This window comes from Variovorax sp. 05L425 (assembly GCF_056397705.1).
Window position 1 is genome coordinate 1 of the sequence record NZ_JBFTNY010000039.1, and the last position, 19,797, is coordinate 19,797.

The window sequence follows — 19,797 nt, forward strand, 5'->3', positions numbered from 1 at the left end:
GCCGCCCCGGCCCTTCGGGTGAGGCCCCAGAGAGGGCCCACTCGTCGTTGCCAATGCTCACTGGGGTCGCACCCCAGTTCCGCTTGGCGCCTAGATTGGGCCCTCTCTGGGGCCTCACGCGAGGGTGATTCATGTGTTAACAGGCCCTAACGCACAGGCCGCGCGCCCCTCCTACCCTAGCCCGGCTGCTCGCCCGTGGCGTGGATTTCGACGCGCCGGTTCGGCTCGAAGCAGGCAATGAGCGCAGTGCGGTTCTTCGCCTTGCCTTGTTCCCTGCACTGGGCTTCAGTGATCTTCAGCTCCGAGAAATTGCGGCCTTCCGTCGTGATGATGTTGGCCGGCACACCTTGGGCTACCAGGTAGTCGCGCACCGAGTTTGCCCGTGCCACGGACAGACGCTGGTTGAAGTCGAGGCTGCCTATCGGATCGGTGTGCCCGACGATGGAGATCGCGCGCAGCCGGATGCCCGAGGATTTGAGTTCCTGGAGCGTGCTGTCGATGCGGGCGCGGCCGGTAGGCGTCAAGTCCGACTTGGCGAACGCAAAGGTGCCATCGGCCTTGAGTTCAAAGTCGCGCTTTGCCGGGGGCGGTGGCGGCGGTGGCGGTGGCATCGCGACCGGAGGCGCCGGGCGCGCCTGCGCTACAACCGGAGGCGGCCCGAAGGGGATCTGCAGGCCCACGGTGAACAGCCAGTCGTGCGAGTGGCCCTGGTCGAATACAACCCCGCTTCTGTTGTTGTCGTCGTACCGGTAGCGTATGTCACCCACCAGGCGGCCCCAGGTGGAAAACGGCCAGACGACGCCGGCGCCTGCGTTGGCCATGAAACCCGTCTTGCTTTCGCTGAACAATGGGCCGCTGATCCGGTCTTCGATGGCGCCGATGCCGCCCACGAGATAGGGCTGGATGCTGTTCGACTGCCAGAGGCGGAACCCCGTTCGGCCCATGAAGAACCACTGCGCGTCGATCGAGCCGCTCCAGTTCTTGTATTTGTTGCCGGCGAGCGGGCCACCGAATTTGCCATCCAGCTCTTCGTACTGGGTGCGCAGTTCGATGTTCCAACTGGGGCTTATCGGCTTGCCAATGGAGATGCCTCCGCCCCAACCGTTGTCGGCCTGGCGGTTGCTGTCCGCATTGATGTAGGTGCCGAAGGGCGTGATGTACCAGCGGTTGTCGAAGTACGTGTCCGATGTGTAGCTGGTCTGTGCAAGGCAGGCCGCAGATGGGACTGCAAGGACAAGGCAAGCTGCGAGGGTGCGTCGGTCGAACATGAAAGCCTCACTTTGTTGATGTTGATGAGTGCCTCAGCCGGATCCAGTCGAGGCCCACGATAGATGCGGCGAAGGCCGCCGGTCCGCGTGTGCGCAACCGAGTGTGTCGCTCACCGGTGGGCGCACGCACTTTCGGTTTCAAATATTTCAGCGGTCGCATCACGGAATTGCGCGTTGGCAACACACAGCAATCGGGTTCAGAGTTCAGAGTCAAGACACCTCCGGCGCTGGAGGGGAAAGGACCAGCGAATGAAAATTATCTGGCCCTCACGAATGCGCGCATTGACGTTTGTCAGTTGGTGCACACAAGCAACACCGAAGAACCGAGCCGTGAATGCGCGTCCGGTGGTGTCCAACTGATCGTGTAGCATTCGCCTCCCCCGCGCCATGCCCCAGATCGTCGTCGACCAGTTGCGCAAGAGCTACCGCATCCACGAGCGCGACCCGGGCGTACGCGGTGCGATCCGCGCGCTGGTGCGTCCGCGTCACCGCACGATCGACGCACTGTCCGGCGTGTCCTTCGAACTGGAGCGGGGCGAGTTGCTGGGCTTCATCGGCCCCAACGGCGCGGGCAAGTCAACCACCATCAAGATCCTCGCGGGCATCCTGCGTCCCGACGGCGGCCGCGTCGAGGTCGACGGGCGTGACCCTTTTGCCGACCGCGAGCGCCACGTGGGGCGCATCGGTGTCGTGTTCGGGCAGCGCACACAGCTCTGGTGGGACCTGCCGGTCAATGACGGCTTCGCATTGCTGCGCGACATCTACCGCGTCGACCCGGTGCGCTTCGTGCGCACGCGCGATGAACTGGTGGCGCTCTTGCATCTGGAGCGCCTGCTCGATCAGCCCGTGCGCCAGCTCTCGCTGGGGCAGCGCATGCGCGCCGAGATCGCGGCAGCGCTGCTGCACGAGCCTGACATCCTGTTCCTCGACGAACCCACCATCGGGCTCGATGCGCCCTCGAAGCTCGCGGTGCGCGACTTCGTGCTTCGTGCCAACCGCGAACATGGCACCACGGTACTGCTGACCACGCACGACATGCACGACATCGAGGCACTCGCCCAACGCGTGATCGTGATCGGCCATGGCCGCGTGCTGGCCGACAGCCCGGTCGAAGCGCTGCGTGCGCAGGTCATGGCCGCGCGCCGGCTCGACGATGGCCTGCCCGAAGACGCCGAGGACGAGGGCATGACCATCGAGGCCGTGATCGCGCGCTTCTACGCCATGCACGGCGCCGCAGAGGCCTGACCGGGATGGCGCCGCGCGAGCTTTTGCGCCCTTACGTCGCAGCCTTCGCGTCGCGTTTCCTCCAGATGCTGCAATACCGCGCGGCGGCCTACGCGGGCTTCGCCACGCAGTGCTGGTGGGGCGGCATCAAGGTGATGGTGCTGGCAGCGTTCTACGGCAGCGCGGCGGCCACTGGCGCGCCGATGTCACTGGCGCAGGCCATCACCTACACCTGGCTGGCGCAGGGCCTGCTCGCACTGCTGCCGTGGCTGGGAGACCCCGAGGTGGCGCAGGCCGTGCGTACGGGCGCCGTGGCGTACGACCGGTTGCGGCCGGTCGATCCCTATGCGCTGTGGTTCGCGCGCTCGGCCGGTTGGATCGCGGCGCGCGTCCTGCCGCGGCTGGCACTGATGGCGGCATTCGCTGGCGTCGTGCTGCCGCTCGCCGGCTTGGGCGAATGGGCCTGGCAACCGCCGGCAGGCATTGCGGCCGGACTGGGCTTCATCGCATCGGGGTTCCTCGCGCTGCTGCTGTCGACGTCGCTGGTGATGCTGCTCAACATCGCGGCGGCGGCAGCACTCAACGAGCGCGGCATCAACGCACTGGCCGCCCCTGTCGTCATCGTGTTCTCGGGCAACCTGCTGCCGTTGATATTGCTGCCCGATGCCTGGCAACCGATGCTTCTGCTGCAGCCGCTGGCCGGGGTCATGGACATTCCGGCGCGAATCTATTTCGGCCAGCTCGCGGGTGCGCAGGCGCTGGCAGCACTCGGCCTGCAAGGCGTCTGGATCCTGCTGCTGGTGGCAATCGGCCATGCGGCGATGGTCCGGACCATGCGCCGACTCCAAGTGCAGGGAGGATGAAACGCATGGGATCGCTGGCTCTGTGGAGTCGCCTGGTGGCTGCTTCGCTGGGCGGCCAGGCGCGCTATCCCGTCTCGGCACTGATGCTCACGCTGGGCCAGTTCCTGGGCACGGGCATCGAGATGATCGCCGTGTGGGCGTTGTTCCACCGGTTCGGCGACGTGCAGGGCTGGCGGCTTGGCGAGGTCGCGATGTTCTATGGCCTGGTGAACTGCATGTTCGCGATCGCCGACGCGCTGGGGCGCGGCTTCGACGCATTGGGCACGGACTTCCTGCGCACCGGCGCGTTCGATCGTCTGCTGTTGCGGCCCCGGCCGCTGGCGCTCCAGTTGATGGGGCATGACGTGCGCATCAGCCGGCTCGGGCGGCTCCTGCAGGGTCTGGGGGTGATGGCATTCGCCACCGTGCGGGCGGACATCGCGTGGACGCCGGCAGCGATCGCGACCGCACTGTTCGCGGTGGCGGGCGGGGTCGCGCTGTTTCTCGGCATCCTCGTGCTGCAGGGCACGTTGTCGTTCTGGACGGTCGAGAGCCTGGAGATCGCCAACGTGCTGACCTATGGCGGCGTGCAAGCAGCGCAGTTTCCGCTGGCCGTGTATGCGCAATGGTTCCGGTACGCGCTGACCTTTGCGGTCCCCCTCGCCTGCGTCGCCTACTACCCTGTGCTTGCGATACTGGGCAGGACGGACCCGATGGGCGCACCCGCGTGGGTAGGGTTCGTCTCGCCACTCGCAGGCTTTGTGTTCCTCGCGCTTGCCTTCGGCGCCTGGCGCATCGGGCTGCGCCGCTACGCATCGACTGGCAGCTAGTTGCACGGCGAGGATGAGCAGATCTGCCCGTTCCCGACGACCGGCGCACAGTCGGTCAAGCTTCTGAAGCACGGGACGCTCAAATCCTATCCGGGGCTGCCGGACTGAGCTTTCCCCAATCGTTGATCGGCTTACCTTGCTATCGCCGTGCCATATGGGCGGCATGCATCTGCAAAAGCCCTGATTCAAATTGCTTGATTACCGGATCATCGCAACGGTATGCACTCATGATTTCGTGAATGCCGGTCTCGGTGCGTGCAACTGGGCTTCCATAACCCATGTCGCTGAGTGCGCCCCCAACCGTATCCGCAATCTCTCCGGTTGCCTTGAACGCTGCCGCGAACTCTGGGTTCACCCGATAAGACGTTTCGTTCATGGTGACGACAGCACCATCTCGATTGGTCATTGACTGCCTGATCGTGAATGACACCGCATCTTTGCGAAGGCACTGCCGGTAGGCGCTCTCATAGTTCTGCACATACGCCCGGATGGCCGCTTCAGCCAGCGTTGCCCTATCTACCTGCATCATGTCCATGATTTTTTTCCAGATTGGGTTGTCTCCGAATCGACCCTTGATATCGGCGACGAGCTTGCCAATGTATTTCTGATCTTGGCGGCGCACTTCTTCGCGATCCCCGTTGTAGATTGCATTGAAATAGTCCCCCATGGTGAAGCGGGTGAAGGGGCCTGATTTCGGCGAAGGCGGTGCGGATGTTGCGGCAGATTGCACCGGCTCGCTTTTCGGCGTCGCAAGCGCGCACTTTACGTTGAGCGCCTTTACCTCCTCGCGAGAAAGACCAAGCGTGCGCATGGTTGCCCAGTAGACGTTCTGATCCCCAGGCAGTTGACGCACCTCGGTAACAGGAAAGTCCCGCGAACCATCAGCGGACTGGCACTTATAGAGGATGCCAGGCAGCTGGCTCATTGGCGGCATGTGCAACTGCCGCCCTTGCGCCAGCACAACTGCTGGAAGCGCGAGAAGGGCGAAGATCAACACGAACAACCCGCGGGCCGGGTTCAAGCCAATCGGGTCAGTTGAAAGCGTCATGGCATTCCCTCGGAGCAGGCTGTCAAATCGAACGCTACGACGCTACAACCCACAATGGTTTCCCTTGGGAAGGGTTTTCCAGCGTGGATCGTCCTTTCGAACCGGGCACCCGCTGCGGCTGGTCGGAAACTGGTCAGAGTTGCTCTGTGTACCGGACGCCTGCCCCGTCGAAAGAGGGGCCGCCGGTGAAGGATTCGAAGGCGCGTGGCCAGGCGTCGGCGCTTGATTCGGAGTGCCCATAGCGTTGACCGCGCCGTTGACTGCATCACTCACCGATTTCTTGGCAGCGTCTCCAATGTCTTTCGCGAGGTCATCGAACGGGTTCGCGGCGAAGACTTGGGTTGCAGCGACACCAAAGATCAGCACGCATGTCAAAGCGATTGCCCATCTGATGGAGATGTGTGGCTGTCCCTGAGGCTGCGGGTCCTGAGCCGCCTGGCTTTGACTTGCGGTTCGCGGTGGATGTGCCTGCTGCGCCGCGACGGACAGAGCGCAGGCGCACAGCGCCAGCAAAGCTCGGCGCGCGATATGAATGACTTTCCGGTCCATGATTGATGATCCCGATCTCCGTGCGGATGCATCCAATCTATGGCCGGCGAGGCCGCTCGTCGTCTCCCAAACGGGAGAGAAACTACCGGGGAGGAGAGATGCCCGCGACGCTGCGGGCAGGGTCCTCTCCGAGACGGAGTTTCATGACGATCTCAAAGCGATCGACGTTCCAGTCCTGGTGATGCACGGACTGCCGGAAGGCGCCGCAGACGGCGGGGGCTGCATTCCCGAGTCGGAAAGCCGCTGGCGCCACGCAATCCAGCCGACGAAAATCGAAAGTGCTCCCACGACGAGTGGAGGTGCCGCGTGCCCATATTCGCCGTGGATCGTGATGGTACCGAGTGCCGCCAACATCACAGCGCAGCCGAGAGCGGAGCCCAGGAGGCGGGTCGGCGCCCGAGCAAGCAGAACGGCAGTGATGAGTTCCAACGACCCGGTCACAAAATGGAACCAGTGCGGATATCCCCACCTCAGGTATTCCTCGTAGATAGATTGAGGGGCAAAGAGATTGCTGAGTGCTCCTACAACGAAAAATGCGGCAAGAGCCAAAGGTGTGACTTGGCGCCAAGTAGTTTTAGACATTGGTCGGTCCTTCGGCCCTACTTCGCGGCGGCATTTTTCGCCGCCGCGAACACATCGCCGGATGCCGTCGTGCCCGCGACGCGCTCCGTACCTTCGACCCCGACGTCCATCAAGCCCAAGTTGACCGCCTCGTACATCGCTTCGGCCTGTCCCGTCTGCCCCTGGGGGATGCCAAACTGCTCTAGCGCTGCGGGCCACCCTGCCCGCGGAACGGCAAAAGCCTTGACGTCCCGCTGAAGGACCTTCCCCAATTGGGCGGCGACTTCCTCGGCGCTGACCATCGAACCGAGCTCGATGACACGCTGCCCCGACCACGCAGGACCGGCCAGGAGGTTCGCCACCTCGGCGCCGATGTCGTCCGCCGCGACCATGGTTGATTTTCGATTGGTCGGGTCGTAGAAGACGGGGAGCGTGCCGCTCTGGGCGACGTCCCGGCCGAAGAGAAAGTTTTCGAAAAATCCGCCGGCGCGTACGAAGGCGATCGGCGCTGGCAGATCGCGCAAGCCGTGCTCCAGCAACGACAGCGCCGTGATCAACCCCGTGCCGTGGGTCTTGTGTGCCCCCATCGACGAAAGCGCGACGACACGTGGAGGCGCAATCTCGTTCAGCGCCTTGACATAGTTGGCGATGAAGCCCTTGGCTTCTTTGAAATCCGGCGAAGGGGCCCAGATCGACGGCAGCATGACAAAGGCGCCGCCGACGCCATCAAGCGCCCGCGCGATGGCGTCCGCATCGTGCCAATCACCGTCAACCAGTTCGACGCCTCGGGCCGACCAACTGGCCGCCTTCGCGCGATCTCGAACCAGCGCGCGTACTTTCTTGCCGTGCGCCAGCAGATGCCTTGCCGTTGCGCCACCGACTTTTCCTGTAATTCCCATAACTAGAAACATGAATGAACTCCTGACCCCGTAGGGTTTACGATTGAGGGAAGGTCTACCTTAGAGACCTAAATCCTGCTGCACAAGGAGGCAGTTTCAAGTAACCAGGGAAGGCAAGAGGAACCCAGATGCGCACTACATCGAACGCGATCGAGAGATTCAGCCGTTTTCAAACGGACGACGCCCAGTCCGTTGACGGGGTGCACTGCCCAGTGCGAGACGTGCTCGACCGCATCGGCGACAAATGGAGCATCCTGATGATCATGACCCTCGCGACGCGGTCGCAGCGCTTCAGCGAGCTTCACCGCGCCGTACGCGACATTTCCAAGCGCATGCTCACCCAGACCCTGCGCGATCTGGAACGCGACGGACTGATTACTCGTCACGTCTTTCCGACCAAGCCCCCGAGCGTTGAATATCGTCTGACACCGCTAGGCCAATCGCTGCTGGACCCGATGGCGAGTCTCATCGATTGGGCCGATCGTCGCCATTCCGATATTCATGAGGCGCGTGCCCGCTTTGACAGCGAGCCCCGGGACATACCGACTTCGTTTGTTCGCAAATCTTGCGGATAGCTCCTGTTTCTGTCTGCTGGTTATTCAATCCGCTCGTAGGTAGTCGTGACGACCATTTCAGCGCCATCCATATTTGCCTTGAACGGAGCCGACACCATGGTCAATGTTTTGTCGGAGACTTCGTATTTGTCGATCTTGAATTTGGTGCCGACCCAACCCTCGTTCCACGCGTCTTCTACGGTGTCGACAATCTTGCCTCCCTCAACCTTGTAGGTCCCGTTGTAGGCGTACATGGTCTTGAACAAGGCAACGCTCTCGGCATCCGTTGGCTCGGCTGCCGCCGGCTTTGGACGCTGATCCTTGAATCCGGTCCACATGAAATGCCCATCCTTGGTATAGATCAGGTAGCCGCCGGGATGCTCGCCAAACGGCTTGCCATCCTTGCCCGTGGCAACCTCATGTCGGGTCCAGGAAGTCATTTTCCAGACGCCGGGCAGCCTTGCAGAATCGTCAGCAAAGGCCGAAACAACGACACCAAAGACGATGGAGGCGACAAGCAATTTGCGCATACGCTCATCCTTTCATGTTGATCGCGCCGGGGGATCCCTATAAGGGGTGGCCTGCGGGGCTGAGCCTGATCGTCTGCTGCTGACTGGCGGCTGACTTGGCAGGTTCTGGGCGATGGCCAACGCAGGCATGGAAGCGGCGCTCTATCCACGCCACTTCGAAACGCTACAGCCGAAGCGGCTCCCGAACCATCGTGAGAACGCGCTCGATGACGAGAAGCCCAGCAGCGTCGCGACTTCGGACAGTGGGCGATCGCGGCTTTCCACATAGCGCGTGACGAGTTCCGAGCGCACCGTATCGAGGATCGACGAATAGCTTTCGCCGGATTGCGCGAGATGGCGTTGCACGGTCCTGGGTTCCACCCCCAGATGCTGCGCCACCCGTTCCACCGAGCACGCGCCCGATGGAAGGAGCGCCAGGATCAGCTTCCTGACCTGGTCGGACATCGTGGCATTGGACTGCGCCAGCATCGCGTCGAGGAATTGGCGCGTCTGCTGCGCCATGACCGGGTCGTAGGACGGGATCGCGGCGTCCAGGTCCGAGGCGAGGCACACGATGCCGTCGAAGTCCTGGTTGAATGCGATCGCCGAGCCGAAGACCCGCGTGTGTACCGCGAGGCTGGCCGGCGCAGCGTGCGTGAAGCAGATCCTGCGCGGCCTCCAGTCCGCGCCGACGATGATCCTCAGCATCCGGTGCAGAACGCCGAGCATGAGTTGCGTCGCCTGGCGCACCGAGCCGGGAAAGCCACCCAGCATGTCTTCGCGAATGATGGCCAGGCCCTCCGTCTCCTCGACCCCCAGAAAGACTGCCTCGTTCTGCAGGCGAAGGTAGTGCGCGATCGATGCGAGCGTCTTGCGCAGCGTCGGCTCTTCGCGTGCCACGAAGCCAAGGGGTCCGAGGTTGGAGAGTTCGCGGGTTTCGGCCATGCGAAGCCCGAAATCATCGATGCCCGCCGCCTGCGCGGACGCTTCCAGCAGGCGCCCCACCGCCTCGGCCGGAATCTTGATGTCCGGGTCCAGCAGCACCGACCGGTTGATGCCGGCAGCACTCAGTTGTCGATAGGGGTCGAGGCCCACCGATCGCGCTACTTCGACGTAATTGGTCAGGCTCGCGCTGCGAAGCAAGTAGGCCATCCGGGTTCCTGCGGTGTCGCGATATGCAAAACCATTGTCGCGTTTTGTCAAACCGGAATCCATGCGATCTCGATACTTCCCTGGCCCGCACAGCAACCATGCAGCGGCCAAATTCATTCTGAACCGACAACCCGAGAGGACGACAAGCCATGCATTTCCTAGACGACTCCCTGCTGCCTGAAAACCAGGAAAAACTCGTGATCCAGGTCGCGCCCTACGGCCCGCAATGGGTGCCGGGCGACTCGGACGATATTCCCGTGACGCTCGACCAGCAGGTCCAGAAGGCCGTCGATTGCTACAACGCCGGCGCCACCGTGCTCCATGTGCATGTGCGCGAAGAAGATGGCAAGGGCAGCAAGCGGCTGTCCAAGTTCAACGAAATGCTCGCCTGCCTGCGCGAAGCGGTGCCGAAGATGGTGCTGCAGGTCGGCGGCTCGATCTCCTTCGCACCGGAGAGCGAGGGCCAGGCCGCCAAGTGGATGAACGACGACAAGCGCCACATGCTGGCCGAACTGAATCCGCGGCCCGACCAGGTCACCGTCGCGATCAACACCAACCAGATGAACGTGATGGAGTTGATGACCGAGGCCGACATCGCCGGAACCTCGCTCACCAACCCGGCACTGCAGGCCGCCTACCGCGACATGATCGTGCCTTCCAATCCGTCCTGGCATGTCGAACACATCAGGCGCCTGGTCGCCAACGGCATCCAGCCGCATTTCATGCTGGGCAACCTCACCCAACTGGAAACGGTCGAACGCCTGATCCGCCGCGGCGCCTATACCGGCCCGCTGGTCCTCAACTACGTGGCCATCGGCGGCGGCGCAGCCGGGCTGAATCCGGCCGACATGATCGAGTTCGTCCGCCGCACGCCCAACGGCGCCGTGCTCACGCTGGAAACCCTGAACCGCAACGTGGTGCCGATGAACACCATGGCCATCGCGCTGGGCCTGCATGTGCGCGTCGGCATCGAGGACACGCTCTTCGGACCGGACGGCGAGCGCGCGACCTCGGTGCAGCAGATCGAGAAGATGGTTCGCATTGCCCGCGAACTCAACCGGGACATCGCGACGGGCGAAGACGCACATCGCATCTATCAGATCGGAACTCAGTGGGAGTCCGCCGACGAGACCCTCGAATGTCTGGGCATGCCGCCCAACCGGGCGCCGGCACAGCGCAGCACGCAGCTGCGCAGGGTCGCCTGAGTCAGCACGCGGGATCGCCAATCCTCCCTGGGAGACACATGATGTTCTGGAAGAAAAGTCCCAACGCGGTCCTTGCATCGCTGCTGGTCATTCACGTGCTCGCCCACGTCGACCGCAACGTGCTGCTGGGCTTTTCGCCGCAGGTCATCAGCGATCTCGCGCTCGACAATGCGCAGTACGGGTTTCTGGTCGGCTCTGTCTGGGTGCTCAGCTTCGGTTTCATGGCCATGTTCATGGGCGCGCTGGCCGATCGTTTCAGCCGTACGCGAGTCATCGCCGCGGGCGTGCTGATCTGGAGCGCCTGCACATGGGCTTCCGGACACGCCCAGACCTTCGAGCAAATGGCCGTCGCGCGCTTCTTCGTCGCCAGCGGCGAGGCGGCCCTTGTCCCGGCCGCGGTGGCCTTGCTGGCCGAACTGTTCTCCGAGAAACGGCGGGGCACGGCGATGGGCGTCTTTTTCGTGGGCATTCCGCTCGGCATCGGATTGAGCTTCCTGTTGGCCGGCACGGTTGGGGCGAGCCTCGGCTGGCGTTCGACCTTCACGGTGCTCGGCATCGTCGGGGCGGCGATCGCCGTTCCGTTGGCCTTCCTGCGCGAGGAGCGTGGACAGGGGCGTCACAAGCATGCCGACCCGTCGCGGGGCCAGCCGTTTGTCGCGCAGGTGCGCGCAGTGCTTGGCGTGGTCGGCCACAACCGCGCCTTGCAATTCGCCATCGTCGGCTTCGTGCTGGTGCACATGGTGTTCGCGGGCTTCTCGTTCGCCCAACTGTGGATGGTGCGCGAGCGCGGCTTCGATGCGGCCGGTATTGCCAAGACCATCGGCGCGTTGCAGATCGTGTTTGGCGTGCTCGGCGCGGTGGTCGGCGGCGTGCTGAGCGACCGCTTCGCCAAGCGTCTCCCGGGCGGCCATGCAAGCTTCATGGCGCTACTGATCGTGCTGTGCGCACCGTTGATGATCGCCTACCGCTTCGCGCCGGCCGGCTCAGTCCTGTTCTATGCGGGCATGTGCGCAGGCTTCTTCCTGCCGCTCGCGCTCTACGGGCCGGCCAACACCATGATCCAGGGATTGGCCCCGGCGCAGATGCGCTCGACCATCGCGGGCGTCACGATGCTGCTGATCAATGTGTTCGCCCTCGCGATCGGGACGCTCGCGGTCGGCATGGTGAGCGACCGCCTGGTCGACGCCGGCAGCACTCACGCGTTGACCACGGTGCTGCTCGCGACCGACATCCTGGCCATCGGTGCCGGACTGTTGTTCTGGCTCGCCGCGCGCCAGGTACGCCTGGGCCGCGCGCGGCTCGACCTGTCGGCACGCCCGACGCTGGCGCACTGAGCCGCCGCCCTGTTCGACGATTCGACAATCTGAAGGAAACAATGAAATGAACAACGAGACTAACCGCAGCGCCACGCCGATCTGCGACCAATTGCGCGCGACCGGGAATTGGAATCCGGCCTGGGATGCCTTCGCGGAACTCGACCCAGCATGGGCCGAGAAATTCATGGCAATGGGCATGCACCCGATCATGTCGGGCGTGCTGGAGCCGAAGGTGCTGGAATTCATCGCCATCGCGGTCGATGCGTCGTGCACCCATATGTACGCGCCGGGCACGCGCCGTCACATCCGCAAGGCGCTCGAACTGGGCGCCACCCCCCGAGAAATCACGGCCGTGCTGCAGGCGGTCAGCGTTCTCGGCATCCATACCAGCAGCCTGGGCGCGCCGATCCTGCTGGAAGAAATGGCGGCCATCGAGCAGGCCAGGACAGCCTTCAGACACCCATAGCTATACTTCGCCTGTCACGTCAACAAAGCGTGATCGGGATTGGCGTCCCACTGAAGTTTTGCGACGAAAGCCGCAGCCATTACCGCAGTAGTCCTGCGGCTTCGTCGTTCGTGCCACCATTTTTGGCGGCTCGAGCGGGGAGCCGCAAGGCTCGCCGGTTCTCGCAGGAACTTCCCGGTACGCCAACCCGTTCGAGTCGCCGCCCCTGATTGGCGTCGGGCGCGGCGGTTGTTGCAAACCGAAGTTCCTGGAGGCCACTCATGGTCCACCCTATTTGCGCGCCCGCGCGCCCCCCGAACCCTCCCCCACCGCCCCACGAATCCGAGGGCGGTCTCGCCGCGCTGGCCGTGCAAGCTGCCGCCGAAGTCAGCGCATTGAAGCAGGCGTATCACGCCGTGGCATGCGTCCGAAGCCTTCTTCAGACTCAGCGCTTGCGCGGGAGCGACGGCCACATCAGCCGCACCGAAGCGGAAGCCATCGTGGCGGTGGTCAGCGCGGAGTTCGAGCGCCGCATGCAGGCCGCCAAGGCGACCATTGCACTGATGCCAGCCGAAGCCGCTCCGATCAGGACATCCAGCGCATCATCACAAGCACGAGCACGATAAGAAACACCGTCTCGCCGACCATCAACGCGACCGGCTTCAGGCCGACGGTGGCCAGGTCGCGCAATTGCGTCTTCATCCCGATCGCCGCCATCGCCGTCACCAGGCACCATTGCGAAAGATCGGTGCCCAGCTTGGTCAGGCCTGCCGGAATCCAGCCGGTGCTGTTGATCCCGACCAGCACCGCAAAGGCCACGGCAAACCAGGGCAACAACGGCGGCCGGGGTCCGCCGGCGCCCTTGCCGCCAGCGCGGGTGCACATCACCGCGAACACGATCACCGGCAGCAGCATGGCCACGCGCATGAGCTTGACCAGGGTGGCCACGTCGCCGGTCTCGCGCGACATGCTGTAGCCCGCGCCGACCACCTGCGCAACATCGTGGATGGTGCCGCCGAGGAAGATGCCCGCCCCATGCGCGTCGAGGCCAAGGAGCTGGGCCAGCATGGGATAGGCGATCATCGCCAGCGTGGACAGTGCCGACACTCCGACCACCGTGAACAGCGTGGCACGTTCCTTCCCCGGATGCGCGGGCAGAGCCGCAGCCAGTGCCAGCGCAGCCGATGCACCGCAGATGGCCGTGGCGCCTCCGGTGAGCAGGCCGAACAGGCTCTGGAAGCCCATCAACTTCGCGACGATCATCGACACGCAGATCGTGACCACCACGCACACCACCACCAGGATCACAGGATGCCAACCCAGGGCCGCGACCTGGCCCAGGGTGATGCGGAGCCCGAGCAGCGCGACGCCACAGCGCAGCACCTCGCGCGCAGTGAACCCGATGCCGGCCCCGCAGGCGCCGTCGCTCGACAGGAAGTTCATCGCCATGCCCAGGATCAGGGCAAACAACATGACGGGCGCGCCGTAGTGTTGCGAGAGGAACGTCGCGGCGACTGCCACCACGAGGCTGGCGAGCACCCCAGGAAAGAGCGTGCGGCCGCGCGTCGGCAGCGCCGCGAGTGTCGAGATCATGGTCGGGTCAGGCCGCGGCCAGAAGGTGGTCCTGGAATACGTCCCGCAGCTTGTTCTTTTGCACCTTGCCGGTCGGGCCGAGCGGAATGCTGTCCACGAAGACCACGTCGTCCGGCGTCCACCACTTGGCGATCCTGCCGTCATAGAAGGCGATCAGTTCATCGCGCGTCACCGACTCGCCGGGCTTGCAGGTCACCACCAGCAGCGGGCGCTCGTCCCACTTCGGGTGGCGAGCCGCGATGCACGCGGCCAGTGCCACGGCCGGGTGAGCCATCGCGATGTTTTCCAGGTCGATGGAACCGATCCACTCGCCGCCGGACTTGATCACGTCCTTGCTGCGGTCGGTGATCTGCATGAAGCCGTCGGCGTCGATCGTCGAGACGTCGCCGGTGGGGAACCAGCCGCCCACCAGAGGACCGTCGCCCTCCCCCTTGAAGTAGTTCGAGATGATCCACGGACCGCGCACCATCAGTTCGCCGGCGGATACGCCGTCGCGCGGCAGTTCGTTGCCGTCTTCGCCGACGATCTTCATGTCGACGCCGAACACCGATCGCCCCTGCTTGGCCTGGATGGCAAGGCGCGCGTCGAGATCGAGCGCTTTCTGCCTGGGCTTGAGCGTGCAGACGGTGCCGACCGGGCTCATCTCGGTCATGCCCCATGCGTGCAACACCTGCACGTCGTAGCGTTCCTGGAAGGTGCGCATCATCGCGGGCGGGCAAGCCGAGCCGCCGATGATGGTGCGGCGCATCGTGCTGAACTCGAGGCCGTTGCCTTCCACGTGCGTCAACAGGCCCTGCCAGACGGTGGGCACGCCCGCCGAGACGGTCACGCCTTCGCCCTCGAACAGGTCGTGGAGCGACTTGCCGTCAAGCCACGGTCCCGGAAACACCAGCTTCGCGCCAACCATGCAGGCGGCGTACGGCAGGCCCCACGCATTGACGTGGAACATCGGGACGACCGGCAGGATGACGTCGTTCGCCGAGCAGTTCAGCGCGTCGGGCAGCGCGGCCGCATACGTGTGCAGCAGGGTCGAACGGTGGCTGTAGAGCGCGCCCTTCGGATTGCCGGTGGTGCCGGACGTGTAGCACAGCGACGAAGCAGCCTTCTCGTCGAAGACGGGCCATGCGAACTCGGGCGAATGTTCCTCGACCAGTTCCTCGTAGCACAGCAGATTGGGCACCTTGGACGATGCCGGCATGTGCGCGCGGTCGGTCATCGCGACGAAGGCCTTGATGGTCGACACACGCGAGGCGATCGCCTCGACCAGCGGAAGGAAGGTCAGGTCGAAAAACAGGATCTGGTCTTCGGCATGGTCCGCGATCCACGTCACCTGGTCCGCGTGCAGGCGGGGGTTCAAGGTGTGCAGCACGGCGCCCGAGCCCGAGACGGCGTAGTAGAGCTCCATGTGGCGGTAGCCGTTCCAGGCCAGCGTGCCGACGCGGTCGCCGAAGGCGATGCCGCGCGCCGCCAGGGCGTTGGCCAGGCGCCGCGAGCGCTCTGCGAGCTCACGGTAGGTGTAGCGGTGGAGGTCGCCCTCGACGCGCCGCGAAACAATCTCCTGCTCGCCGTGATGGCGTTCCGCGTGGGTGAGGAGCGTCGAGATCAGCAAGGGCTGATCCATCATCGATCCGTTCATGGATGTCTTCTCTTTCAATTCGTCAATTCGTTGGATGGGGGGTGCAGCGGCTGCTTCAGGCCAATGCCTGGCGCGGCTGCGATACGGGTGCGGCGGCCTGCGCATCTTCTTCGGCGATCTCTCCCGCACGCTTGAGATCTGCCTCGAAGGTGCGCGCTGCGATCAACAGGCACGCGGCTGCCAACAGGCTGAAGGCAGGCACGATCATGAGTGCGGTCTGGAGCGACAACGCGTCCGACAGGAATCCGGCAATGAGCGGTCCGGCGGCAAGGCCGAACAGGTTCTGGAAAAGCGACAGCACCGATGCGCCAGTGGCGCGAATGCCGGGGTGGATGACTTCAATCACCGCTGCCGCCACCGGACCCACGGTGCAGGTCATCAGGAAGCCGCCCAAGGCGAGCAAGGCGAACTGCGTATTGGCCGCGATCGCGAATCCCATGCTCGTGGCGCCGAAGGCCAGCATCAGAACGATCATGGAAGCGACGCACAACATTGCGGTGGTGTACAGCTTGAACTTCCGGCGACGACGTCCCGAGTAGTCGACCACGGCGCCCCAGACGACGCTGCCCAAGGCACCGCACAGAACGACCAGGGAAGCCTTGATGGCCGCTTGCTCCGGCGCCATGCCGTGAACGCGGTTGAGGAAGCTCGGCAGCCAGGACCAGATCGCCGACACGGCGATCAGCTGCGCCGGCGCGGCGAGGCACAGCCACAGCATGGTTTTCGAGCGAACCAGCGCGTGCACGATGGCGCTGGCAGCGCTGCGCGTCGAGCTGGTCGCACGGTCGAGTCGCGGGGTGAGCTTGACGGTCGGGTAGTCGCGCACCTTCAGGTACAGCAGCGCGAGAATCAGGCCCGGAATGCCGACCGCGCCGAACGCGGCCTTCCAGCCGAATTTGGCTGCGATCACACCGCCGAGCATCACGCCCAGCACGGAGCCGACCGAAGCCGTCGCAAAGAAGCCCGCGAGGACCGCACCGCGCAGCCGCGACGGAAAGTGGCTGGCGATCAGCGCGGCGCCGACGGAGCCGTAGCCCGCTTCGCCCAGCCCGACCATGGAGCGCGCCGCGAGCAAGCTGCCGTAGCCACGGCTGAACATGCAGGAGATCGACGCCAGGCTCCAGACCGTGGCCATCACGACCACGCTCTTGACGCGGCTGGCCCGATCGGCAAACAGCGCGACCGGGATGCCGGCCAGGGCGACGGTCACCGACACCGCCGACACGAGCCCGCCGAGCTGCTTGTCGGAGAGGCTCCATTCGCTCTTCAGGTAAGGAAAGAGCGACACGATGACCTGGCGATCGATGTAGTCGAACATCATCAGGCCGACGGTCATGGCAAAGGCGAACCAGGCCTGCCCCCGGGTGAACAGGTAGCCGTCCCGAGCGGGCATGGCTTCTACTGCAGCGGTACTCATGATGTCCCCTTGTTGTTTGTCGTGAACCGCATCAGGGCACCAGCACGGTGGCGCCGACGGTCTTGCGGGACTCCAGCGCACGGTGGGCGTCGGCCGCATCGGCCAGCGCGAAAGATTGCTTCGGTTCGCTGACGATGCCGCCGGACAGCACGTGGCCGAACAGCTCATCGGCCATCGAGAGCATGTGCGAGCGCGGCATGATGTAGTGCATCATCGCCGGCCGCGTGAGCCAGATCGATCCCTTGACGGCCAGCGTCATCGAGTCGATGACGACCGGACCCGACGTGGTGCCGTTGCTGACCAGCACGCCGCGTGGGCGCAGGCTGTCGAGCGAAGCTTCGAGCGTGTCCTTGCCCACCGAGTCGTAGACCACCGGCACACCCTTGCCGTCCGTGATCTCGCGCACGCGTTCGGCGATGTTCTCGCGCGAGGTCACGATGGTGTGCGCGCAGCCGTTCGCCTTGGCGATCTCGGCCTTCTCATCCGAGCTGACGGTGCCGATCATCGTGACGCCCATCGCCCTCGCCCACTGGCAGGCGATCGAGCCCACGCCGCCGGCGGCTGCGTGATAGAGGATCGTCTCACCGCCGTGCAGGGGGAAGACCTGGCGGAACAGGTACTGCACCGTCATGCCCTTCATCATCAGGGTCGCGGCCGTGCGGTCGGAGACGCCTTCGGGCAGCGGAATCAGCACGTCGGCCGGCATGACGCGAACGTCCGAATAGGCGCCCTGCGGCCCGATCAGGTAGCCCACGCGGTCACCGACCTTGACATCGGTCACGCCCGGGCCGACGGCCTCGACGACGCCCACGGCGTCCGAGCCGAGCCCGTTGGGCTTCGGCAAGGGATAGCGGCCAGTGCGGAAGTAGATGTCGATGAAGTTCACGGCCACGTAGGTGTGGCGCACGCGAGCCTGGCCCGGGCCGGGGGCCCCGACTTCGACGTTTTCGAGCTTGAGCACTTCCGGACCACCGGTGTCGTGCAGGCGAATGGCGAGTGCCATGGTTTGTCTCCTTGGATCTTGAATCTGGAACGGCGGGCGCTCAGCCTGCCGTCCGGCCTTGTGCGGCGAGTTCTTCGATGAACTGTTCGGCGCGGGGCCACGGGCCGAAGCCGGAGGCCGGATTGAGGTGGCCGACTTCGCCGAGATCGACGAGGCGGCTGCCCCAGTCGCGCGCCATGTCGGCGACTCTCTCGTAGTCGGCGAGCGGATCGTTGCGGCTGCCGGCAACGATGCTCGGGAAAGGCAGACGCTCGCGCGGCACGGGCAGCCAGCCGCTGGCATCGAGCTGCTCCACCGTGGGATAGCCTTCGGGCATCGGCCGCTCGAAGTCCGGCGGCGCGGCCAGCAATGCGCCGAGGACGGGGCGCCGCGTCTGCAGGGCCCAATGGGCCAGCATCACGACGCCGCCGCTATGCGCGACGATCAACAGCGGGCCTTCGACGGCTTGCGCCTCGCGTTCGATGGCCTCGACGCGCGCTGCGCAATCAAGATCCTCGCGGCCCATCGGCGGCACCGACCTGACGCGCGGCAGCCGATCCGCGAGCAGCGTCTGCCAGTGCGTAGGCACGTGGTCACGCAGGCCGGGAACGATCAGGACGGTGGGAGCCATGGTGGAACTCATGGAAACCTCTGGGCCGCGGGGTGACTCAGGCTGCCTTGCGCAGGAAGCCCTGGTGGGCGCCGTTGCGGTTGGGCGCGAAGCCGTTGGCGAACAGCGACTCCTCGACGGTGTCGTAGAAGACGCCAATCTTGCAGATCTCGCGTGCTTGCTGGGCGGTCGCGATCGGGCGACCGAACTCGCGAGAGATGCGCACCAGCTGCTCGATCTGCTCGACCGTGCTCGCCTTCTTCGTGCGCGACTGGTTCCAGAGGTTGTCCTCGGTACCGCAGCGAACGTGCAGGCCCATCGCGATGCCCATCATGTTGACCGGCAGCACGTTGCGCATCGAGCTTTCCACCGTCAGGATGGCGCCGTCCGGCGTGGCGCGCACGAAGTTCGCCAGGTTGTAGATGTTCGGCGCGTCCATGCCGCCGCTGATCGCCACCCAGTTCATGACCAGCGGGCCCTTGTAGACACCGCGGCGCATCAGGCGCTCGACCGACTCGAAGCTGTTGATGTTGTAGCACTGGAAGGCGCTCTGGATGCCGGCTTCGTTCAGGCGGCGGATGTGCTCCTCGGCCCAGCCCGGCTGCGCCGGCACCGTCATTTCCTTGTAGGCGTTGAAGACCGCCGGGTCTTCCATCGACGTGCCCTTGTAGTCCTCGTATTCCCAGTGCTCGACCACGTTCATCTGCGAGGTGTTGATGGTCACCGTGACCTGGTCGGGCTTGGGATCGAGTTCGGCCAGCATGTGGCGCGTGTCGTCGGAGAGCCACTTGGCGGCTGCGCCCTCGTTTTCAGGTGCGAAGCTGATCGAGCCGCCCACCTGGATGATCATCTCGGGCACTGCGTTGCGCACGCCGGCGATCAGTTCGTTGAACTTGGACAGGCGCTTGCTGCCCTTGCCGTCGAGTTCACGCACGTGCAGGTGCAGCACGGTGGCGCCGGCGTTGTAGCAATCGACCGCCTTCTGGATCTGCTCTTCCATCGTGACGGCGATGTCCTCCGGGAAGTCGGAGGGCACCCACGACGGCGCGTAGGGCGCGGCGGTGATGATCAGGGGTTGCTGGTTTTCGGGGTAGAGGGAGCCGTCGAGAAAGTTCATGGTGAAGACCTCGTGGAGAAAGTAAGGGGGACAGGAAGAA

The 19,797-nt window shown here is 64.6% G+C and carries 21 protein-coding genes and 1 pseudogene; 9 read left to right on the plus strand and 13 right to left on the minus strand.

The features are described from left to right. Positions 1-176: 176 nt before the first annotated feature. A complete protein-coding gene (locus AC1DN9_RS28160) occupies positions 177-1,268 on the minus strand; it encodes an OmpA family protein (protein ID WP_478105467.1) in 1,092 nt (363 codons plus the stop codon). Between the two features lie 387 nt (positions 1,269-1,655). Between AC1DN9_RS28160 and AC1DN9_RS28165 the strand changes: the two genes are divergently transcribed. The 4 genes and pseudogenes from AC1DN9_RS28165 to AC1DN9_RS28180 all read left to right on the plus strand — a co-directional run. Beyond that, positions 1,656-2,513 carry an ABC transporter ATP-binding protein gene (locus tag AC1DN9_RS28165; RefSeq protein WP_478105469.1) on the plus strand — a complete coding sequence of 286 codons (858 nt, stop codon included), beginning with the start codon at positions 1,656-1,658 and terminating at the stop codon, positions 2,511-2,513. A gap of 5 nt (positions 2,514-2,518) precedes the next feature. Next, entirely contained in the window at positions 2,519-3,355 is an 837-nt protein-coding gene (locus AC1DN9_RS28170; RefSeq protein ID WP_478105471.1) for an ABC transporter permease, read from the plus strand. 5 nt (positions 3,356-3,360) lie between these two features. Then, positions 3,361-4,164 (plus strand): ABC transporter permease, encoded by an 804-nt coding sequence (locus tag AC1DN9_RS28175; RefSeq protein WP_478105473.1) that lies wholly within the window; start codon positions 3,361-3,363, stop codon positions 4,162-4,164. Further along, positions 4,165-4,260 (plus strand): annotated as a pseudogene (locus AC1DN9_RS28180) (alpha/beta fold hydrolase); the annotation flags it as partial. 43 nt (positions 4,261-4,303) lie between these two features. Here AC1DN9_RS28180 and AC1DN9_RS28185 read toward each other — a convergent pair. The 4 genes from AC1DN9_RS28185 to AC1DN9_RS28200 form a co-directional block, all read right to left on the minus strand. After that, a complete protein-coding gene (locus tag AC1DN9_RS28185; RefSeq protein ID WP_478105475.1) occupies positions 4,304-5,212 on the minus strand; it encodes a hypothetical protein in 909 nt (302 codons plus the stop codon). Between the two features lie 42 nt (positions 5,213-5,254). Then, the gene (locus tag AC1DN9_RS28190) at positions 5,255-5,761 is read right to left on the minus strand and encodes a hypothetical protein (RefSeq protein ID WP_478105477.1); all 507 of its coding nucleotides are present in this window, start codon (positions 5,759-5,761) and stop codon (positions 5,255-5,257) included. A gap of 141 nt (positions 5,762-5,902) precedes the next feature. Continuing rightward, positions 5,903-6,343, minus strand: a complete 441-nt coding sequence (locus AC1DN9_RS28195) for a DoxX family protein (protein WP_478105479.1) — start codon at positions 6,341-6,343, stop codon at positions 5,903-5,905. Between the two features lie 17 nt (positions 6,344-6,360). Then, the gene (locus AC1DN9_RS28200) at positions 6,361-7,233 is read right to left on the minus strand and encodes an NmrA family NAD(P)-binding protein (protein WP_478105481.1); all 873 of its coding nucleotides are present in this window, start codon (positions 7,231-7,233) and stop codon (positions 6,361-6,363) included. Between the two features lie 116 nt (positions 7,234-7,349). Here AC1DN9_RS28200 and AC1DN9_RS28205 point away from each other — a divergent pair, with 116 nt between their 5' ends. Beyond that, the gene (locus tag AC1DN9_RS28205; RefSeq protein ID WP_478105483.1) at positions 7,350-7,796 is read left to right on the plus strand and encodes a winged helix-turn-helix transcriptional regulator; all 447 of its coding nucleotides are present in this window, start codon (positions 7,350-7,352) and stop codon (positions 7,794-7,796) included. 20 nt (positions 7,797-7,816) lie between these two features. Here AC1DN9_RS28205 and AC1DN9_RS28210 read toward each other — a convergent pair whose 3' ends face one another. After that, the gene (locus tag AC1DN9_RS28210; RefSeq protein WP_478105485.1) at positions 7,817-8,305 is read right to left on the minus strand and encodes a lipocalin-like domain-containing protein; all 489 of its coding nucleotides are present in this window, start codon (positions 8,303-8,305) and stop codon (positions 7,817-7,819) included. A 141-nt stretch (positions 8,306-8,446) separates the two neighbouring features. After that, complete coding sequence (locus AC1DN9_RS28215) at positions 8,447-9,436, minus strand: AraC family transcriptional regulator (RefSeq protein ID WP_478105487.1); 990 nt, start codon at positions 9,434-9,436, stop codon at positions 8,447-8,449. Positions 9,437-9,585: 149 nt separating this feature from the next. On the opposite strand from AC1DN9_RS28215, the gene AC1DN9_RS28220 reads away from it, so the two are divergent. The 4 genes from AC1DN9_RS28220 (at position 9,586) to AC1DN9_RS28235 (ending at position 13,028) form a co-directional block, all read left to right on the plus strand. Continuing rightward, positions 9,586-10,641: a beta-keto acid cleavage family enzyme gene (locus AC1DN9_RS28220; protein ID WP_478105490.1), complete on the plus strand. Its 1,056-nt coding sequence runs from the start codon at positions 9,586-9,588 to the stop codon at positions 10,639-10,641. 41 nt (positions 10,642-10,682) lie between these two features. Next, positions 10,683-11,975, plus strand: coding sequence for an MFS transporter (locus AC1DN9_RS28225; RefSeq protein WP_478105492.1), 1,293 nt, complete (start codon positions 10,683-10,685; stop codon positions 11,973-11,975). 46 nt (positions 11,976-12,021) lie between these two features. After that, positions 12,022-12,423: a carboxymuconolactone decarboxylase family protein gene (locus AC1DN9_RS28230; RefSeq protein WP_478105494.1), complete on the plus strand. Its 402-nt coding sequence runs from the start codon at positions 12,022-12,024 to the stop codon at positions 12,421-12,423. A gap of 260 nt (positions 12,424-12,683) precedes the next feature. Continuing rightward, positions 12,684-13,028: a hypothetical protein gene (locus AC1DN9_RS28235; protein WP_478105496.1), complete on the plus strand. Its 345-nt coding sequence runs from the start codon at positions 12,684-12,686 to the stop codon at positions 13,026-13,028. On the opposite strand, the gene AC1DN9_RS28240 is transcribed toward AC1DN9_RS28235, so the two are convergent. The 6 genes from AC1DN9_RS28240 to AC1DN9_RS28265 are packed head-to-tail and all read right to left on the minus strand — an operon-like array spanning position 12,988 to position 19,757. After that, positions 12,988-13,995: a YeiH family protein gene (locus tag AC1DN9_RS28240; RefSeq protein WP_478105498.1), complete on the minus strand. Its 1,008-nt coding sequence runs from the start codon at positions 13,993-13,995 to the stop codon at positions 12,988-12,990. The two genes, AC1DN9_RS28235 and AC1DN9_RS28240, sit on opposite strands and share 41 nt — an antisense overlap. Positions 13,996-14,002: 7 nt before the next feature. Further along, positions 14,003-15,631 carry a 3-(methylthio)propionyl-CoA ligase gene (locus tag AC1DN9_RS28245; protein WP_478105500.1) on the minus strand — a complete coding sequence of 543 codons (1,629 nt, stop codon included), beginning with the start codon at positions 15,629-15,631 and terminating at the stop codon, positions 14,003-14,005. Between the two features lie 55 nt (positions 15,632-15,686). Further along, positions 15,687-17,048 carry an MFS transporter gene (locus AC1DN9_RS28250; RefSeq protein WP_478105502.1) on the minus strand — a complete coding sequence of 454 codons (1,362 nt, stop codon included), beginning with the start codon at positions 17,046-17,048 and terminating at the stop codon, positions 15,687-15,689. A 31-nt stretch (positions 17,049-17,079) separates the two neighbouring features. Then, positions 17,080-18,051, minus strand: coding sequence for a quinone oxidoreductase family protein (locus tag AC1DN9_RS28255; protein WP_478105504.1), 972 nt, complete (start codon positions 18,049-18,051; stop codon positions 17,080-17,082). Positions 18,052-18,091: 40 nt separating this feature from the next. Further along, entirely contained in the window at positions 18,092-18,673 is a 582-nt protein-coding gene (locus AC1DN9_RS28260; RefSeq protein WP_478105506.1) for an RBBP9/YdeN family alpha/beta hydrolase, read from the minus strand. Between the two features lie 25 nt (positions 18,674-18,698). Beyond that, complete coding sequence (locus AC1DN9_RS28265) at positions 18,699-19,757, minus strand: beta-keto acid cleavage family enzyme (protein WP_478105509.1); 1,059 nt, start codon at positions 19,755-19,757, stop codon at positions 18,699-18,701. Positions 19,758-19,797 lie beyond the last annotated feature (40 nt).

Bases quoted from the DNA above. Each gene is read 5' to 3' on its own strand.
- AC1DN9_RS28255 (WP_478105504.1), bottom strand. From the start codon at position 18,051: ATGGCACTCGCCATTCGCCTGCACGACACCGGTGGTCCGGAAGTGCTC.
- AC1DN9_RS28165 (WP_478105469.1), top strand. From the start codon at position 1,656: ATGCCCCAGATCGTCGTCGACCAGTTGCGCAAGAGCTACCGCATCCAC.
- AC1DN9_RS28260 (WP_478105506.1), bottom strand. From the start codon at position 18,673: ATGAGTTCCACCATGGCTCCCACCGTCCTGATCGTTCCCGGCCTGCGT.
- AC1DN9_RS28220 (WP_478105490.1), top strand. From the start codon at position 9,586: ATGCATTTCCTAGACGACTCCCTGCTGCCTGAAAACCAGGAAAAACTC.
- AC1DN9_RS28245 (WP_478105500.1), bottom strand. From the start codon at position 15,631: ATGAACGGATCGATGATGGATCAGCCCTTGCTGATCTCGACGCTCCTC.
- AC1DN9_RS28200 (WP_478105481.1), bottom strand. From the start codon at position 7,233: ATGTTTCTAGTTATGGGAATTACAGGAAAAGTCGGTGGCGCAACGGCA.
- AC1DN9_RS28195 (WP_478105479.1), bottom strand. From the start codon at position 6,343: ATGTCTAAAACTACTTGGCGCCAAGTCACACCTTTGGCTCTTGCCGCA.
- AC1DN9_RS28210 (WP_478105485.1), bottom strand. From the start codon at position 8,305: ATGCGCAAATTGCTTGTCGCCTCCATCGTCTTTGGTGTCGTTGTTTCG.
- AC1DN9_RS28215 (WP_478105487.1), bottom strand. From the start codon at position 9,436: ATGGCCTACTTGCTTCGCAGCGCGAGCCTGACCAATTACGTCGAAGTA.
- AC1DN9_RS28160 (WP_478105467.1), bottom strand. From the start codon at position 1,268: ATGTTCGACCGACGCACCCTCGCAGCTTGCCTTGTCCTTGCAGTCCCA.
- AC1DN9_RS28265 (WP_478105509.1), bottom strand. From the start codon at position 19,757: ATGAACTTTCTCGACGGCTCCCTCTACCCCGAAAACCAGCAACCCCTG.
- AC1DN9_RS28235 (WP_478105496.1), top strand. From the start codon at position 12,684: ATGGTCCACCCTATTTGCGCGCCCGCGCGCCCCCCGAACCCTCCCCCA.
- AC1DN9_RS28175 (WP_478105473.1), top strand. From the start codon at position 3,361: ATGGGATCGCTGGCTCTGTGGAGTCGCCTGGTGGCTGCTTCGCTGGGC.
- AC1DN9_RS28170 (WP_478105471.1), top strand. From the start codon at position 2,519: ATGGCGCCGCGCGAGCTTTTGCGCCCTTACGTCGCAGCCTTCGCGTCG.
- AC1DN9_RS28190 (WP_478105477.1), bottom strand. From the start codon at position 5,761: ATGGACCGGAAAGTCATTCATATCGCGCGCCGAGCTTTGCTGGCGCTG.
- AC1DN9_RS28185 (WP_478105475.1), bottom strand. From the start codon at position 5,212: ATGACGCTTTCAACTGACCCGATTGGCTTGAACCCGGCCCGCGGGTTG.
- AC1DN9_RS28225 (WP_478105492.1), top strand. From the start codon at position 10,683: ATGTTCTGGAAGAAAAGTCCCAACGCGGTCCTTGCATCGCTGCTGGTC.
- AC1DN9_RS28250 (WP_478105502.1), bottom strand. From the start codon at position 17,048: ATGAGTACCGCTGCAGTAGAAGCCATGCCCGCTCGGGACGGCTACCTG.
- AC1DN9_RS28240 (WP_478105498.1), bottom strand. From the start codon at position 13,995: ATGATCTCGACACTCGCGGCGCTGCCGACGCGCGGCCGCACGCTCTTT.
- AC1DN9_RS28230 (WP_478105494.1), top strand. From the start codon at position 12,022: ATGAACAACGAGACTAACCGCAGCGCCACGCCGATCTGCGACCAATTG.
- AC1DN9_RS28205 (WP_478105483.1), top strand. From the start codon at position 7,350: ATGCGCACTACATCGAACGCGATCGAGAGATTCAGCCGTTTTCAAACG.